This window comes from Janthinobacterium sp. DSP2-3-3 (genome assembly GCF_049897325.1).
Taxonomy (GTDB): Bacteria; Pseudomonadota; Gammaproteobacteria; order Burkholderiales; family Burkholderiaceae_D; genus Janthinobacterium.
In genome coordinates, this window is record NZ_JAFCWA010000010.1 from 130,497 (window position 1) to 147,381 (window position 16,885).

Annotated in this window: 10 protein-coding genes; 4 read left to right on the forward strand and 6 right to left on the reverse strand. The window is 64.1% G+C overall.

Annotation, left to right across the window (positions count from 1 at the left end):
* Positions 1-50 precede the first annotated feature (50 nt).
* A complete protein-coding gene (locus ACP7DE_RS20145; RefSeq protein ID WP_426073739.1) occupies positions 51-2,318 on the reverse strand; it encodes an OPT family oligopeptide transporter in 2,268 nt (755 codons plus the stop codon).
* A gap of 372 nt (positions 2,319-2,690) precedes the next feature.
* Here ACP7DE_RS20145 and ACP7DE_RS20150 point away from each other — a divergent pair, with 372 nt between their 5' ends.
* Positions 2,691-5,015, forward strand: coding sequence for a penicillin-binding protein 1A (locus tag ACP7DE_RS20150; protein ID WP_426073740.1), 2,325 nt, complete (start codon positions 2,691-2,693; stop codon positions 5,013-5,015).
* A 43-nt stretch (positions 5,016-5,058) separates the two neighbouring features.
* Here ACP7DE_RS20150 and ACP7DE_RS20155 read toward each other — a convergent pair whose 3' ends face one another.
* Positions 5,059-5,757 (reverse strand): TetR/AcrR family transcriptional regulator, encoded by a 699-nt coding sequence (locus ACP7DE_RS20155; RefSeq protein WP_426073741.1) that lies wholly within the window; start codon positions 5,755-5,757, stop codon positions 5,059-5,061.
* 347 nt (positions 5,758-6,104) lie between these two features.
* On the opposite strand from ACP7DE_RS20155, the gene ACP7DE_RS20160 reads away from it, so the two are divergent.
* A complete protein-coding gene (locus ACP7DE_RS20160; RefSeq protein WP_426073742.1) occupies positions 6,105-7,019 on the forward strand; it encodes a lipase family alpha/beta hydrolase in 915 nt (304 codons plus the stop codon).
* Between the two features lie 10 nt (positions 7,020-7,029).
* A complete protein-coding gene (locus ACP7DE_RS20165; protein ID WP_426073743.1) occupies positions 7,030-7,950 on the forward strand; it encodes a lipase secretion chaperone in 921 nt (306 codons plus the stop codon).
* A gap of 3 nt (positions 7,951-7,953) precedes the next feature.
* Here the strand turns inward: ACP7DE_RS20165 and ACP7DE_RS20170 are convergent, their stop codons facing one another.
* The 4 genes from ACP7DE_RS20170 to ACP7DE_RS20185 all read right to left on the reverse strand — a co-directional run bounded on the left by ACP7DE_RS20170 (position 7,954) and on the right by ACP7DE_RS20185 (position 15,552).
* Positions 7,954-10,731, reverse strand: a complete 2,778-nt coding sequence (locus ACP7DE_RS20170; RefSeq protein WP_426073744.1) for an ATP-binding protein — start codon at positions 10,729-10,731, stop codon at positions 7,954-7,956.
* 51 nt (positions 10,732-10,782) lie between these two features.
* Positions 10,783-11,826 carry a putative bifunctional diguanylate cyclase/phosphodiesterase gene (locus tag ACP7DE_RS20175; RefSeq protein ID WP_426073745.1) on the reverse strand — a complete coding sequence of 348 codons (1,044 nt, stop codon included), beginning with the start codon at positions 11,824-11,826 and terminating at the stop codon, positions 10,783-10,785.
* Entirely contained in the window at positions 11,826-13,424 is a 1,599-nt protein-coding gene (locus ACP7DE_RS20180; RefSeq protein ID WP_426073746.1) for a methyl-accepting chemotaxis protein, read from the reverse strand. Before ACP7DE_RS20180 ends, ACP7DE_RS20175 begins: the two co-directional genes overlap by 1 nt.
* 364 nt (positions 13,425-13,788) lie before the next feature.
* A complete protein-coding gene (locus ACP7DE_RS20185; protein ID WP_426073747.1) occupies positions 13,789-15,552 on the reverse strand; it encodes a methyl-accepting chemotaxis protein in 1,764 nt (587 codons plus the stop codon).
* A 340-nt stretch (positions 15,553-15,892) separates the two neighbouring features.
* On the opposite strand from ACP7DE_RS20185, the gene ACP7DE_RS20190 reads away from it, so the two are divergent.
* Complete coding sequence (locus ACP7DE_RS20190) at positions 15,893-16,837, forward strand: 5'-nucleotidase (protein WP_426073748.1); 945 nt, start codon at positions 15,893-15,895, stop codon at positions 16,835-16,837.
* Positions 16,838-16,885: the final 48 nt, after the last annotated feature.

The following is a 16,885-nucleotide window of genomic DNA, read 5'->3' on the forward strand; positions in this document are numbered from 1 at the left end:
CGCCCGGATCGTTATGACACCGGGCGGTTTTGATTGGATTGGCTAGAACGTCAAGCCTGCGGGCTGTCCGCCTTTTTCTCTCTTGCGACGATGTACAACAGCACGATGATGATCGCATACGGCAGCAGGGACAGCGCGTCCGAGTGCAGGCCCGCGTAGAACGGGTTGCCGTGCTCGGCCCAGTCGGCCATCATCTGGTCGAAGTGCGTCAGCACGCCTGCCGTGATGGCAATGACAATGCCGGCCAGCGCGCCGCCGGCGATGTAACCGGACGCCAGCAGCACGCCCGAACTGCGGTCGCCCGCCAGCTGGCGCTCTTCCTCGTTCAGTTTTGCGTTGTGTTCCAGCTTGTTGTTGCGGCGGTCCGCCAGCCAGCGCACCAGCCCGCCGACGAAGATCGGCAAGGTGGACGACAGCGGCAGGTACACACCGACCGAAAACGCCAGCGACGGGATGCCGGCCATTTCCAGCACCACGGCGATCATCACGCCGAACAGCACCAGGGTCCACGGCAGTTGCTGGTCGAGGATGCCCTTGATGATGTAGGACATCAGCACGGCTTTCGGCGCATCGTATTTTTTCACTTCCGAACCGTCGGGACGCTTGCTGTAATGGCCATTGATGCCCGGATCGACCAGGTAGGCCAGCTGGCCATCTTCTTTGACAAAATATTTGCCGGCCGGGCCGCCCACGGTATCCGTCTTTTGCCAGACTTTATACGTATTGTGGTCGGTGTCGGCTTGCGGGCCATGCAGCTCGCCCGTCACCGTCAGTGTCGATGCGTCAACCGTCAGGCCAGGCGCTACTTGCGCGGCCGGCACGTAGACGGTGCTCGCTTCGTTCAGTTTCAGCAGGATCGGACCGAGAATCAGCGCCGACGACAGCGCGCCCGCCAAAATCGCATACTGCTGCAGGCGCGGCGTGGCGCCCACCAGGTAGCCCGTTTTCAAGTCTTGCGACGTGGTGCCCGCGTTGCTGGCGGCGATGCAGACGATGGCGCCCACCGACAGGGCCGTCACATAGTAACGCCCGCCCGTCCAGCCCATGATGAGGAAGATCAGGCAGGTAAACAGCAAGGTGGCCACGGCCATGCCGGAGATCGGGTTCGACGAGGAGCCGATTTCGCCCGTCAGGCGCGACGACACGGTGGCGAACAGGAAACCGAAGACGAGAATGAGCAGCGCACCGAGGAAATTCATGTGCAGCGGCGTGGCGAAGGTGATCACGGCAATGATGGACAGGCAGCCGATGATGACCCATTTCAGCGGGATATCCTGGTCGGTGCGCAAGGTGGAATTGCTCTTCACGCCTTTGCCCATGCCTTTCAGGCCGGCCGACAGGCTGCGCCAGATCATGGGCATGGCGCGCACCAGCGAAATCAGGCCGCCGGCGGCCACGGCGCCCGCGCCGATGTACAGCACGTAGGCACTGCGCACGTCGTCGGCGCCCATTTCGCTGATCAACTTGGTGCCCGGCGAGAGCACGGTGGTCAGGCTGTCGCCGAAGAACTTGATCATTGGGATCAGCAGCAGGTACGACAGCACGCCACCGGCCGCCATGGTGGCCGCGATGCGCGGGCCGATGATGTAGCCCACGCCCAGCAATTCAGGCGAAATCTCGGCGCCGATGGAGCCGCCCTTCAGCGGCGCGGCAAATTCCACGCCCGGCGTATCCTTCCAGCCCTTGAACGAGATATTGAAGACTTTATACAACAAGCCGACGGCGAAGCCGCCGAAGATGATCTTGGCGCGGCGCTTGGCGTCCAGCGCAGCGGCCGAATCCTTGTCGATGCTTTCGCCGGCGGCGATGCGCGATTCTTCCGTGGCGGCCGCCTTCAGCACCTCGGCGCAGGCCGTGCCTTCGGGGAATTTGAGCTCCTTGTGCTGGTCGACGATCATGGTGCGGCGCATGGGAATCATCATCAGGATGCCCAGCAGGCCGCCGAGGATACCGACCAGCATGACGCGCGAAATTTCCAGATCGAAGCCCAGGATCAAGATGGCGGGCATGGTCACGCCCAGGCCGAAGGCCAGCGATTCGCCGGCCGAGCCGGCCGTTTGCGTGATGCTGTTTTCCAGGATCGACGAATCCTTGCCGCCCACCTTCTTGGCCAGGCCGAAGAGGGTGATGGCGATCACGGCGACGGGAATCGAGGCGCTGACGGTCAGGCCCACTTTCAGCACCAGGTACAGTGAGGAAGCGCCAAAGACCATCCCCAGAATGACGCCCATGAACAGCGCGCGGAAGGTCATCTCGGGCAGCTTCGCATCGGCCGGGATATACGGCTTCACGGCGCTCGGCATTGCATCTTTTGCCATAAATAAATCCTTAATTGTATAAAATAAACAGCCCGGATTTAAGTAATCCTCGGAAAATTAGTGTGAATTTATGACAAACAGAACCGGATGCTATGCAAGGCGCTCGCTGCGACGCAGTGCGAGCACTGCTAGCAGTGAGCAACGCCGCAGAGCGCCGGTTATGGAAGTCAGAAATCACAATAATTTATTGGGGGTTACTTAGGCCCGGGCTATTTTCTTGAAGCCGAGACTATCGCACAGCCGCGTTTCGATGAAAAGGTTTTTTGCTCCCGCTCCCGGAGGCCGGTCCCGGCGCCCCGCCCGCACAGGAAGCGCCGGCGCATTGGTCTATAATCGCTGCCACCGTGCCTTGCACGCTCACGTGAGACTGCCTTGACTGCCAAACGATCCGGATTCCCCTGGCCTTCCCGCCGCGCCACCGTGCGCGGCTTCATCCTCGCCGGCGGCGCCGCGCTGGCCGCAGCCGTGCTGCTGGCCGCCTACCTGTTCCTGTACGTGCGCCCGCGCCTGCCCGAGCTGGACGTCATCACCGACTACCAGCCGAAGATACCGCTGCGCGTGTACACAGCCGACAATGTGCTGATCGGCGAGTTCGGCGAAGAGCACCGCGACTTCGTGCCGATAGCCCAAGTGCCGGAAATGATGAAAAAGGCCCTGCTGGCCATCGAGGACGGCCGCTTCTACGAACACCACGGCATCGACTTCGTGCGCGCCGGCGGCGCCGTGCTGTCGAACCTGCGCCACGGCTTCGGCCACGGCGGCGGTTCCACCATCACCATGCAGGTGGCGCGCAACTTCTTCCTGACACGCGAAAAAGTCGCTTCGCGCAAGCTCAATGAAATCATGCTGGCCCTGAAGATCGAAACAGCCCTGTCGAAGGAGCAGATTCTCGAGCTGTACATGAACCAGATGTACCTGGGCCAGCGCTCGTTCGGCTTCGCCAGCGCGGCGCAGACGTATTTCGGCAAGCCTTTGTCGGAACTGTCGATCGCGGAAATGGCCATGCTGGCCGGTTTGCCGCAAAACCCCTCGCGCCACAACCCGATCAGCAATCCAAAGAAGGCGCACGCGCGCCAGCAATTGGTCTTGAAACGCATGCGCGAACTCGATTACATCAGCGAAGGCCAGTACCAGCAGGCGCTGGCGCAACCGCTGCATATCAATAGCCGCGGCAAGCAGGGTTTCGACACGCATGCCGAATACGTAGCCGAACTGGCGCGTCAGGCCGTCTACGCCCAGTACAAGGAAGACAGCTATACCAAGGGCATCAGCGTATACACGACGATCCTGAAAGCGGACCAGGACGCGGCCTACGCATCGACGCGCCGCAACGTCATCGCCTACGACCAGCGCCACGGCTACCGCGGCCCGGAAACCTTCATCGATATGCCGGTTGAGCCCGAGCAGCGCGACGACGCCATCGATGCTGCACTGCAAAAACGCCCCGATAGCGACGGCCTGATCGCCGCCGTCGTCACGCAAGTCGTCAGCGGCAAGGTGGTGGCCGACACGGGCGATGGCGACGCCAAGGCCATCACGGGCGAGGGCTTGCGCTTTGCCGCCCCTGCGCTCTCAAGCAAGGCGAGCGCCGGCATCAAGCTGCGCCCGGGCGCCGTGATCCGTATAGCCAAGGATGGCAAGGGCAACTGGGCCATCACGCAGGTGCCGCTGGTAGCCGCCGCCTTCGTCTCGCTGGACGCGGAAACGGGCGCCTACCACGCCATGGTGGGCGGCTTCGATTACAACCTGCAAAAGTTCAACCACGTTACGCAGGCCTGGCGCCAGCCCGGTTCGGCCATGAAGCCCTTCGTGTATTCGGCGGCGCTGGAAAAAGGCTTTTCGCCAGCCACCCTGATCAACGACGTGCCCCTGGAAATGCAGGCGGGCGGCAAGGTCTGGGCGCCGCAGAATGACGACTTCAAGTTCGATGGCCCCATCACCATGCGCTATGCGCTGGCGCAATCAAAGAACGTGGCCTCGGTGCGCATCTTGCGCGCGCTGGGCGTGTCATATACGCACGATTTTATGGAAAAATTCGGTTTCGACCCGGCGCGCCAACCCAGCAATCTCACCATGGCGCTGGGCACGGGTTCCGTCACGCCCGTGCAGATGGCGGGTGCCTACGCCGTGTTCGCCAATGGCGGCCACCAGGTGGAACCGTATCTGATCGACCGCATCGTCGACGCCAAGGGCACGGTGCTGATGCAAACCAAACCGCCCGCGCCGAACGACGACAAGACCCTGGCGCTGGACCCGCGCAACGCCTTCGTGATGGACAGCATGCTGCGCGAAGTGGCCCGCACCGGCACGGGCGCGGCGGCGACGAAAAAACTGGGGCGCAGCGACATCGCCGGCAAGACGGGCACCACCAGCGACGCCGTCGACGGCTGGTTCGCCGGCTACGGCGGTGGCATCGTGGCGGTGGCGTGGATGGGCTATGACGAACCGAAATCGCTGGGAGGACGCGAATTCGGCTCGACCCTGGCCATGCCGATCTGGATCGACTACATGCGCACGGCCCTGTCGACGCGCCCGCAAGTGACGCGCGCCGTGCCGGGAGGCCTGAGCCAGGTCGATGGCGAGTGGCTGTACGATGAATTCATCGATATGAATGGCATCAAGACGCTCGACATGGACGTGGAAACACCGACGGACCCGGCGGCGCTGCCGGAGACGCTGCCGGTGGAAACAAACTAGTGAAAAAGCCAGGAGCGATCCTGGCTTTTTTCAGCTGCGTTTTTTACGGCGCCTTGACCATGCTCAGGTATCCGCGCACCGTACTGACTACGCTATCGGCAAAATCGTCGACATTGACCTTCGCCGCGCGGTACTTCCAGCGCTTCACATACCAGTCCTGGAACAGGGCCAGGCAGTGCGCGGCCAGCAGGGTGGAATCGCCCTGCGGCTTCGGCTCGATTTCATCGATGGTGGCGGCGATCAGGGTCTGCACATACAGTTCCGAATTCTTCGCCATGCTGCGCTGCTCCACCTGCAGCACGCGCGAATCCATGAAGACAAAATAAAACCACGGCTGCAGCACTTCGGACAGGTAGATCGACGAGCGTATCATCGCTTCCAGGCGGTCCAGCGGCGACTTCACGTCGGCAAACAGCAGCGGCAAGGCTTGCGTGGCGTGGCGCACCACGTCCTCGATCATTTCGGCCAGTTGATCCTTGCTGGTGATGTAGCCATACAGACCGCCCATCGACAGCCCGGTCTCGCGGCACAGGTCGCGCAAGCTCATGGCGCGGAAGCCCACGTCATTGGCCAGGCGAAAGGTGGCGACGAAGATGCGTTCAAGATTTTCCAGCGCCGGCTTGCGGCGTTTGACGCCAATACGTTCCGCGTGACGGTCAAGAATATATTCCCAGATATTTTCGCCATTCAAAGGCGTCATCTGCTGAAACTGTTCAAAATTAAAATGGGTCGACAAGTGCATTCCCAAGTAACGGTGTAGAAGCGAGATCCAAGCAATGCCTGGACACGGCATTGCAAGACGGCGGGATGGCTGAAGCCGGGCCGATTATAGCTCAGGAAAACAACTATTTTACTTTTCAAATATGCAATGGGCGCATACGCAACGCCAAATTCCCACAGTTATTGCGCTGCATCATGCAATTCACTGCAATTTACATCCAGCAGTGATACATTCAAAAAACCGAGCGCTCGCTATTTTTGATGCATCAATAGAATGTACAGGGGCGCACGGCTCATCGCAACAGCATCGACATTTCCACTATTAATCGGCTATTGACTAGTCGATCACTAATACATAACGGAGACAAAATGAAGACTCGCTTTTGGCAACTGCTATCCACCCTTCTGATTTCCCTCGCCATCCTGCCCGGCAGCGCCAGCGCCGCCGGCTACACGCAAACGAAATACCCTATCGTGCTGGTGCACGGCCTGTTCGGCTTCGACAAGCTCGGCCCCGTCGAATATTTCTATGGCGTGCCCGCCGCCCTGCGCAGCGGCGGTGCGCAAGTGTATGTGACCACCGTGTCGGCTGCCAACAGCACCGAAGTGCGCGGCGAACAATTGCTGTCGCAGGTGCGGCAAATCCTCGCCGCCACGGGTGCGGCCAAGGTCAACTTGATCGGCCATAGCCACGGCGGCCCCACGGCCCGCTATGTCGCTTCCGTGCGGCCCGACCTGGTGGCCTCCGTCACCAGCGTGGCCGGCGTCAACAAGGGTTCCAAGGTGGCCGATATCCTCAGCGGCGCCATTCCCAACACCAGCGGCGCGCTGGGCAATGCGCTCGCCTCCCTGATCGGCATTTTATCGGGCAACAAGGGGCTGCCGCAAAACGCGGGCGCCTCGCTGGCATCGCTGTCCACGGCCGGTTCGCTGGCCTTCAACAGCCGCCACCCGCAAGGCATCCCGACCACCGCCTGCGGCGAAGGCGCCTACCAGGTGCAAGGCGTATACTACTTTTCGTGGAGCGGGGCGCAACCGTACACGAATGTGCTCGACGTGGGCGACCCTGCCCTGGCGGCCATCAGTCTGGCCTTTGGCGGCGTCAAGAACGATGGCCTGGTCAGCAGCTGCTCCAGCCACCTGGGCAAGGTGATCCGCGACGACTACGCCATGAACCATCTCGATGAAGTCAACCAATTCGTCGGCATCGTCAACCTGTTCGAAACGAACCCCGTCACCGTCTACCGCCAGCAAGCCAACCGCCTGCAAGGCCTGGGACTGTAAGGAGAAGCGCATGCACGCGAAATGGATCATCGGCGCTAGCTTGGCAGCCCTGGCCCTGTACCTGGCGCTGCGCCCGGGCGAACCGCCTACCCCGCCGCCGGAAAAACCGGAACCGGACCTGTTCGCGTTCGTGCGCTCGATGCAAGGCACGCGGCCCGATGGCAACCTGACGGTGGCCGCCGGCGACAAGCTGGTGGTCGACGCGGAACTGGGCCACCTGTTCGACTACTACCTGGCGGGCCTCGGTGAAAAACCGCTGGCCGCCATCCGCAGCCAGATCGAGGCGGAACTGGACCGGCGCCTGGCGCCCGTCCCCGCCCGCGAAGCGAAGCGCCTGCTGGGCGCCTGGCTGGCCTACAAGCAGGCGCTGGCAGGCGCGGAACAAGCCTTGCCGGCGCAAGCCGATGCGGCCCTGGCGGCGCGCGCGCGCCTGCAAGCCATGCGGGCCTTGCGCGGCAATTATTTTACGCCCGAGGAAAGCGCGGGCCTGTTCGCCGCCAGCGACGCGTATGACGACGATGCAGTGGCGCGCATGGCGATACTCGGCGACAGTGCCCTGGACGAAGCGCAGCGCCAGGCGCAACTGACCGCGCTGGATCAAAAAATGTCGCCGGCCCAGCGCGCCGCGCACGATGCGCCGCTGCAGGTGGCGCAGCTGGATACCTCCGTCAAAACCCTGCGGGCACAGGGCGCCGGCGAGAATGAAGTCTACCGCCTGCGCGCCAGCACCTTCACGCCGGCTGCGGCGGCGCGCCTGGCGGAACTGGACCGCGAAGAATCGCAGTGGCAGCAGCGCATCATCGCGTATCAAGCGCTCAAGGCGCAGCAGGCCGGCCTGGCCGGCGGCGCGCCGGATGCAGCAGCCCTGCAGCAGCTGCGCGACGCCAGTTTCACGCCGGACGAACAGCGCCGGCTGGGCGCCTACGAATAGCCATCAGGCCAGTTGCGCCAGCAAAGCCGCCGCCGCCATCACATCCGTGGAGTCGCGCCCCTGCAGGTATCGCGCATGGACAGGGGCCAGCAAGGCATGCGCGGCGGCGCGGCGGCCTTGCGTCTGCATCACGGCCGCCAGGCTGGTGGCGCAGCGCAGCTCCCAGCCCGGCGCCTGCTGCCCCCTGGCCAGCTGTAGCGCCTCTTCCAGCTGCACGCGTACCGCTTCCAGGCCGGCCGCATCGCCTTGCGCCAGCGCCCGCCAGCGGTGATGCGCATCGCGGCGCAGCACTTCCGGCGCGCTCCACGGCGCCTGCCCCGTGCGTGCGCGCCGCAGCGCCTGGCTATCGGCAGCGGCGTCGTGCAAGGTAGCCATCAAATCGATCTGTATCGGCCAGCTGCGCACCGAGGGCCAGGGGAATTGCGTCATCGACTCGCCAGCATCGAGCAGGCGCTGGTAGGCGGAGCCCCAAGCGCTCCAGTACAGCAGGCCATAGCGGGCCGCATGCTCGCACAGCAAACAAGTCCAGGTATGCGCCAGTCCCCGCTGCCCACACCACAGGGCGACGGGGATGGCATTGATGGCCAGCGCCACGCACAGCGTGACGCCATTGTGCTCGAAGCCCATCGTCACCGCCTCGCGCACCAGCGCCAGGGCGTCGTCGGGACGGCCCTGCATCCACAGGCAGCGCGCCAGCGTGCCGCGCAGACAAACCTGGTGATCGGCCAGCAAGGCATTGTTGAAGCCAAGCTGTCCGGCGCCCTCGGGGTGCGCCAGCACCATGCGCGCCAGCGCCGCCGACTGCGCGTACCGCCCGCGCAAATACTCGCCCGCCGAGCGCATGCGCGCAAGCACCAGCCGCATCGTCGTGTCGTCGCGCGCTGCGCACAGGACGGCAAGCTGCGCCACGTAATTGTCGGCGCCCTGGAAATCTGCCATCTTCAGGCTGCAGATCCACATGCCGCAAATCGCCTCGGCGCGGCGGCTGTCATCGTCCGTGCGCATGGCCAGCGCATAGCCGCGCTGGAACGAACCCAGCATGGTGCCGGTGACGCCCTGCGTATGCAGCAGCAGGTGGGCCAGCGAGGCGTGCAGCTGCATCTCGCTATCGGGGTCCTCCACCGCATGCGTGGCCATGCGCTCGAGCGCCCGCTCGACGCGCACGCGGTATTCATCCATCAGCGACAGCTGATAGAACAGGGTCTGCGCGGCCAGGGTCAGGGCCACGCCCAGCGCTACGTCGCCCTCTTCGCCGAAGGCCCAGTCGATGGCGGCGCGCAGGTCATCGACATGGCGGCCGTAGCGCGCGCTCCATTGCGCCGGCGGCATGCTTTCCCAGTCGGCGGCGATGCGTCCCGCCAGGCCCAGGCAATGGCGCGCATGGCGCAGCAGCACGGCGCCGGCGCCCCCGCTCGCCGACAGCAGCGCCGCAGCGTAGGCGCGCGTGGTGTCGAGCAGCCGGTAATACACGTGCTGGCAGCAAAACTCGATGCTGACCAGGGACTTGGCCGCCAGGTCGGCCAGCGTATCGAAGACCTCGCATCCCGCCACGGCGCTGGCCGACTCCAGGCGGAAGCGGCTCTTGAACACGCTCAGCGCCTGCAGCACCTGGCGCTCTTGCGCATCGAGCAAGCCGTAACTCCAGTCCAGGGTGGCGCGCAGGGTCTGGTGGCGCAAAGGCATGTTGCGCGCGCCGCGCGTGAGCAGGCGAAAGCGGTCATCGAGCTGGCGGCGCAATTCGTGCAAGCCAAAATGGCCAATGCGCCCGGCCGCCAGCTCCAGCGCCAGCGGGATGCCATCGAGACGCCGGCAGATGTCCACCACCACCGACACGTCGGCGTCGGCCAGCACGAAAGCATCGTCCACGGCCGCGCAGCGTTCGCAAAACAGCTGCACCGCAGTGAAATGCCGGGCCGCCGCCGCATCGGGCACGGCATCGGCCGGCGGCAATTCCAGCGCGGGCAGGTGCAGCAACTGCTCGCTGGTGATGCGCAACGGCTCACGGCTGGTGGCCAGCACATGCAGCAGCGGCGCGCCCTTGAGCAAGGCATCGGCCAGCGTGCCGGCAGCGCCGATCACGTGCTCGCAGTTATCGAGCACGATCAGCATGTGGCGCGGGCGCAGGTAGGCCAGCAGGACCGGCATGGCCTCGCCAGCCGGTACCGCCATTCCCAGCGCCGTGGCCAGCGCCAGCGGCACCAGCCGGCCATCGTCCAGCGGCGACAGGTCGACGAAACACACGCCGTCGGCATAGCGGCGCAGCACGCGCGTGGAGAGAACGACGGCCAGCGTGGTCTTGCCGATGCCGCCCGGACCGGTAACGCACAGCAGGCGCAATTGCAGCAGTTGGTTGGCCATCGTTTGCAACACCTCGGCGCGGCCCAGCATGCGCGTCAGCATGACGGGCAGGTTATGCCGCGGCTCCACGCCAGCCGTACCGGGCGCCGGCCGGCCCGTGTGCGCCAGTGGCGCCAGGAAGCCGTAGCCGCGCCCGGGGATGGTGGTGATGTAGCGCTGGCCATCACGGCCATCGCCAAGCGCCTTGCGCAACGCCGCCAGATGCACGCGCAAGGTCGCGTCGTCCACCACGACATGGGGCCAGACGATGGTCACCAGTTCATGCTTGTCAACGATGTCGCCGGCACGCTCCAACAGGGCCAGCAGCAAGTCCATGGCCCTGCTGCCCAGGCGCAGCGCGCGGTCGCCCTCGAACAGCAGGCGTTCTAGCGGCAAAAGGCGAAACGGGCCGAATACATAGGCCGGGACGGGACTGTTTATCATTCTTGCATGGGGGAGAAAGTGTTCAGGCATGCGGCTGGCGGTGGTGATATTTTACTGAGCATCCGCGCCACGCCGCATGGCGCCCTGTTGCGGCGCTGTGACAAGACAGGCCGGCGTACCAGCAGCCAGCAGCGCGGCCACGTCGGCCGCAGGCGCTGGCCGGTGCAGGTAAAAGCCCTGGACCTGGGGGCAACCCAGGCGCCGCAGCTGCGCCAGCTGTTCGCCGTTTTCCACGCCCTCGGCCAGCACCCGCAAGCCCAGGCCGCGCGCTAGCGCTATCGTCGAGGCGACGATTACAGTATCAGTGCCTGCGCTGCCCAGGTCACGGATGAAGCAGCGGTCGATCTTGATGGTGTGAATCGGCAGCATCCTGACATGGCTGAGCCCTGAATGGCCGGTGCCATAATCGTCGAGGGAAATGACCAGGCCCAGTGCGCGCAGCCGGCACAGCACCTGCGACGCCTGCGCCATGTCGTCGATGCAGCAGCTTTCCGTCACTTCCAGCTCCAGCAGGCCGGGAGGAATGGCATGCCGCTGCAGGCAGCGCAGCACGAAGTCCGGCAAGTGCGGCTGGCACAGCTGGCGCGCCGAGACATTCACCGCGACAGGCGCCAATGGCAGGCCCGCCGCGCGCCATTGCGCCAGTTGGCGGCAGGCGGCATCGATGCCCCAGTTACCCAGCGCGACGATAGCGTCAGTCTGCTCGGCCAGGCCGATGAAGGCGTTCGGGTAGATCAGGCCGTGGTGCGGATGGTCCCAGCGCAGCAGCGCTTCCAGGCCGACCAGGCGCAGTTGCGCCGTATCGAATTTACCCTGGTAGTGGAAGCAGAATTCGCCATTGACGATGGCGCTGTCCAGGCGCGCCTGCAGCTCCAGGCTGCGCGTCGAAGCCAGGGGCTTGGCACCTTGCCCATCGCGCGCCTGGCGCCGCCGCACCCTCCATATCAGGACGCAGCCCAGCGCCAGCGCCGTCAGCACCACATGCCGTAGTTGCGCGCCGTCCAGCCAGATGCCCAGCGGCAGGCAAGCTGCCAGCGCACAGCCCAGCAGCGCCCGCACCTGCGGGCCATGCCAGAACCTTGCCAGGCGCGCCACTAGGCCAGCAGGCGCGGCACGGCCGGCGCGCTGCGGCGTGGCAAGGTGTGCGTCGGCCCCTGGTGCAGGCGAAATACGCTGACCACCTGCAGCAGGTTCGCCGCCTCGCCTTCCAACGATTGCGATGCCGCCGCCGCTTCTTCCACCAGAGCGGCGTTCTGCTGCGTCACTTCGTCCATCTGCAACACCACCTGGCTGACCTGGCCGATGCCGGTGCTTTGCTCGGCGCTGGCGGCCGTGATGTCAGCCACCATCTGGCTGACCCGACCCACGGCCGCCACCACTTCCTGCATCGTGGCGCCGGCCTGCGCCGCCAGAGCTGCGCCCGCATCCACCTGCTGCGTGGAGGTGGCGATCAGGGCATGGATATCGCGCGCCGCCGCCGCGCTGCGCTGCGCCAGGTTGCGCACTTCCGTCGCCACGACGGCAAAGCCGCGCCCCTGCTCGCCCGCGCGCGCCGCTTCCACAGCCGCGTTCAGAGCCAGGATATTCGTCTGGAAGGCCAGCATGTCGATCACGCCGATGATGTCGGCAATCTGCGCCGACGACGCGCTGATGGCGTCCATGGTATGGATCACCTGCCCCACGGCCTGCCCGCCCGTGCCGGCGATGTTCGCCGCCTCGATGGCCAGCACGCTGGCATGGCGCGCATTGTCCGCGTTCTGCTGCACGGTGGAGCTGAGTTCTTCCATCGCCGACGCGGTCTGTTCGAGCGCGCTGGCCTGCTCCTCGGTGCGCGATGACAGGTCGAGATTGCCAGCCGCGATCTGCGACGAAGCAGTAGCGATGGTGTCGGTGCCGCTGCGCACCTGCTGCACGACGTCGAACAAGTTACCGTTCATGATGCACAGCGCGTCGAGCAGCTTGCCCGTTTCATCGCCGCCGTGGCGGCCGAAGGTCGATGTCAGGTCGCCGGCGGCCACGGTTTGCGCCACTGTCAACGCGTGGTGCAGCGGATTGACGATGCTGCGCGTGACCAGCCAGGCGGTGACGAGCGAAAAGAGCACGGCCAGCGCGCTCAGCGCCAGCATCATGTCGCGCGCCGTGGCGTATTCCGCGTCCACCCGGGCGCCCGCCTCCTCCATCAAGTCATGCTGGTGCGTGACGAGCGTTTCCAGCGCCGCCAGATAGCGCAGCTGCTCGCCGCGCACCGCGCCGAGCAGCAAACTGGTCGCTTCATCGCGCGCGCCCTCTTCCAACAGGGCCAGTACTTTGTCGCGCCCGCCGTTGAAGGCGGCGCGCGCCTGCGTCACGGCCACCATCAGCTTGCGGCCCTGCGGCGACAGCACCACCTTTTCCAGCTGCGCCAGTCCCTTTTCAGTGGCGTCGCCCGCCCTGGCGATGGTGGCGCGTTCCTGCGCCAGCTGCTGCGGCTCGCTCATCAGCAGCAAGTTGCGCGAGGAGCGCGCGATAATGTTGACATTCTTGATAATGTCGTTGGCCAGCACGGTTTTGGGATATTTGTCATCGATCACGTCGCGCATGCGCAGTTCCAGGCTCGACAGACGCAGCATGTCCAGCCCGGCAGTCGCCAGCAGCAGCAAGGTCAACAATGCAAAGGCGTAGCGCAGGCGCGTGCCGATTTTCATATTTGCCATCTATTCGCATCCTTCAATGTGGTGCATCGGTCATTGCGCCGGACTCGCATGCAAGGCTGACGGCAATGGCTGCCGCCTGCCACGAATGGCTGGACGCAACAGGCGAAGGGGTCAGCCGGGATGTGGCCGAGGCGGGAACAAGGGTGGTACGGCAGGCAGTGTGAGTTATCTCACAAGCAATGTCGCGTTAAGTTTTGAAAAGATTTGCTTAGATGGCAAAACAGCTATTTTCATAACGCTGTTTTTTTAGTAAGTAGTAACCGCAGTGCAGACCGTAGTGCGCGCCTGCGCGCGCATGTAAAAACGGCCGCACAAGGCGGCCGTCCGATAGCGCATGCTGGCGCCGTCTATCCGTCAGAACCCGTCAGAACACTTCCCACTCATCGTCACGCGGCGCGCTCTGGCGCTGGGACGGCACGGCGCGCAAGGCCGGGCGGCCCGAGTTGGGACCTGATGCAGGACGCGGTGCCGGACGCTTCAGCGCGCTGGCGGCCACCACGGCGCGCGGCGCGGCCGCTTTGGCATGCGCGGCCGGTGCCAGTGCGCCATCGAGTTTGAAGACGCTGACCACCTCGGCCAGCTGGCCCGATTGCTCCTGCAGCGATTCGGCCGCAGCCGCCGCCTCTTCCACCAGGGCCGCGTTTTGCTGCGTCACTTGGTCCATCTGGCTGATGGCCTGGTTGATCTGGTCGATGCCCGAACTTTGCTCCTGCGTCGCCAGGCTGATTTCCGCCATGATGTCCGTCACGCGCTGCACGCTGGCGACGATTTCGGCCATCGTGTTGCCCGCCTCGGCCACCAGCTTGCTGCCCGCGTCGACCGCCACCACGGAGTCGCCGATGAGAGTCTTGATTTCCTTGGCCGCCGCCGCCGAGCGTTGTGCCAGGTTGCGCACCTCGGTGGCCACCACGGCAAAGCCGCGCCCCTGCTCACCCGCGCGCGCCGCTTCCACGGCGGCATTCAGGGCCAGGATATTCGTCTGGAAAGCGATGCCGTCAATGACGGAAATGATATCGACGATCTTGCGCGAGGAATCGTTGATGGCGTCCATGGTCTCGACCACCTTGCCCACCACGGCCCCGCCCTTGACGGCCACGCCAGAGGCGCTCAGCGCCAGCTGGTTGGCCTGCTGGGCGTTGTCGGCATTTTGCCGCACGGTGGACGTCAGTTCTTCCATCGACGACGCCGTCTCTTCCAGCGAACTGGCCTGCTCTTCGGTGCGCGAGGACAGGTCCAGGTTGCCGCTGGCAATTTGCGACGACGCCGTGGCGATGGTCTCCGTACCGCTGCGCACTTGGCCGACGATATTGACCAGGCCGGAATTCATGTCTTTGAGCGCCTGCAGCAGCTGCCCCGTTTCTTCCGTCGTGTGCACCTCGATCTGGCTCGTCAGGTCGCCCGAAGCCACCGTTTGGGCCACTTTCACGGCCAAATTGATCGGCTGCGTGATGGCGCGCGTGATGTAAGCGGCGCAGCCGATGCCCAGCGCGGAGGTCAGCAAGCCGAGGATGACCATCAGGCTTTCCGAGCGGATCACGGCCGCGCCGACGCCCTTGACGCTCGCGTCGGCCACGCCGTTATTGAGCTTGATGATCTCGTTGAGCGTGCCTTCGGCCTTGCCGAACAGCCCGCGCGAATCCTGGTACTGCCTGTAGAACGCCACGAACAGCTCTTTTTGCCGCAGCTCGTCGCGGTTGTCGGCCAACTGGCGCAGGATGGCGCGCACCTTGTCATCATCCCCCTTCCAGGCGGCCCATTCCACCTGGAAGCGCTTCCACAGCACGGCTTCCTCCGGCGTTTGCGGCAGCGGTTCGTACAGCTTGCGGCCAGCCTCGATATTGTTCCAAGCCTTGGTGCGCAGCTGCAGCGCTTCCGCGAACTTGTCTTGCGCCTGGTAATTGTTTTCATAGATAGCGGCCGTCAGGGTGGCGGCGACGACGGCCGTCTGGCCTTCGCTGACCATCATCAAACCCTGGATAGACGGCAGGCGCACCACGCCGATTTCATTCACGGCGCGGCCCACGGTGGCGATGCCCGTGTAACCGCAGATGCCCACCACCAGCAAGGCCGCCATCATCACGGCGACGAGGGTTGCCAACTTCCATTTGATCAGTAAATTCTTAAACATGGCTAGGTCCTTTATAAAGTCACGACGACTGCTGGCGAGGTTCGGGCTGGCATGTTCGAGTAAAACAGCTGACATTTGTATAAAGGTGGCGGGGATGGGGCGTACGCTTCGTTACAATTGGCGAGAATTCCTAAATGGAAGCATAGTGGAAAAATGCCGCGCTGGCTGATATATACTTGATACAAAACAATATTTATTTCTTTACTGTGGCGCGTATTGCACAACGATCAGAAAAAATGCCCTGGCGCCACGCTTTGGTGCAATAAATCGCCGTGCGCCCCGACTGGCTGCATAGTTAATAGTCGTATAAGATGGTCAACACGCACACCACAGGAACAGCATGGCTTATCCTATCGAACACAAACTGGTGATCGGGGTCGCTTCCAGCGCCCTGTTCGACCTGGCCGAATCGCACCAGATCTACCTCGACAACGGCCCCGAGGAATACCGCAAGTACCAGGAAACGCATATCGACACGGTCTTGCCGCGCGGCGTGGCCTTCCCCTTCATCCGACGTTTCCTGAACATCAACAAGCACTATCCGCGCCAGTCGCCCGTGGAAGTAGTGCTGTTTTCGCGCAATTCGCCGGAAACGGGCTTGCGCGTGATGCATAGCATCGCCCATTACGGCCTGGATATTTCGCGCGCCGCCTTCATGACGGGCAAATCGCCCTACCCCTACCTGCCCGCCTTCAATGCCTCGCTCTTCCTCAGCGCGAATGAGCATGACGTGCGCAGCGCCCTTGCCTGCGACTATCCGGCCGGCCTGGTGCTGCCGTCGCGCACGGAAGACGACGAGAACGACGAAGAACTGCGCGTGGCCTTCGATTTCGACGGCGTGATCGCCGACGACGAAGCGGAAACCGTATTCAAGCGCAACAATGACGTCGATGAATTCCATGCGCATGAAACCCTGAACGTGGGCACGCCGCACCGCCCCGGCCCGCTGGCCGACCTGTTCCAGAAGCTGGCCACCATGCAGCGCCTGGAAGAAAAAGCGCAGCGGCGCGACCCCGGCTACAAGAAAATCCTGCGCATCGCCATCATCACGGCACGCAACGCGCCCTCGCACGAAAGAGTCGTGACGACCCTGAAAAGCTGGGGCGTGGCGGCCGACGAGACGTTTTTCCTGGGCGGCATGGACAAGTCGCGCGTGCTGGCCGTGTTCAAGCCGCATATCTTCTTTGACGACCAGTTGAGCCACCTGAAATCGGCGGGCGGCACCATCCCCATGGTGCATGTCCCCTTCGGCATAGCGAATGCGCGCGCTGGCGATGGTCTATAATCTCGCCTGTCAGCGCCGTCACTGGCGGCGCTGCGCGCACCACAGCTG

Excerpts from the sequence above, each read along its gene's own strand:
- ACP7DE_RS20185 (WP_426073747.1), bottom strand. The coding sequence starts at position 15,552 with ATGTTTAAGAATTTACTGATCAAATGGAAGTTGGCAACCCTCGTCGCC.
- ACP7DE_RS20165 (WP_426073743.1), top strand. The coding sequence starts at position 7,030 with ATGCACGCGAAATGGATCATCGGCGCTAGCTTGGCAGCCCTGGCCCTG.
- ACP7DE_RS20160 (WP_426073742.1), top strand. The coding sequence starts at position 6,105 with ATGAAGACTCGCTTTTGGCAACTGCTATCCACCCTTCTGATTTCCCTC.
- ACP7DE_RS20180 (WP_426073746.1), bottom strand. The coding sequence starts at position 13,424 with ATGGCAAATATGAAAATCGGCACGCGCCTGCGCTACGCCTTTGCATTG.
- ACP7DE_RS20190 (WP_426073748.1), top strand. The coding sequence starts at position 15,893 with ATGGCTTATCCTATCGAACACAAACTGGTGATCGGGGTCGCTTCCAGC.
- ACP7DE_RS20145 (WP_426073739.1), bottom strand. The coding sequence starts at position 2,318 with ATGGCAAAAGATGCAATGCCGAGCGCCGTGAAGCCGTATATCCCGGCC.
- ACP7DE_RS20170 (WP_426073744.1), bottom strand. The coding sequence starts at position 10,731 with ATGATAAACAGTCCCGTCCCGGCCTATGTATTCGGCCCGTTTCGCCTT.
- ACP7DE_RS20155 (WP_426073741.1), bottom strand. The coding sequence starts at position 5,757 with ATGCACTTGTCGACCCATTTTAATTTTGAACAGTTTCAGCAGATGACG.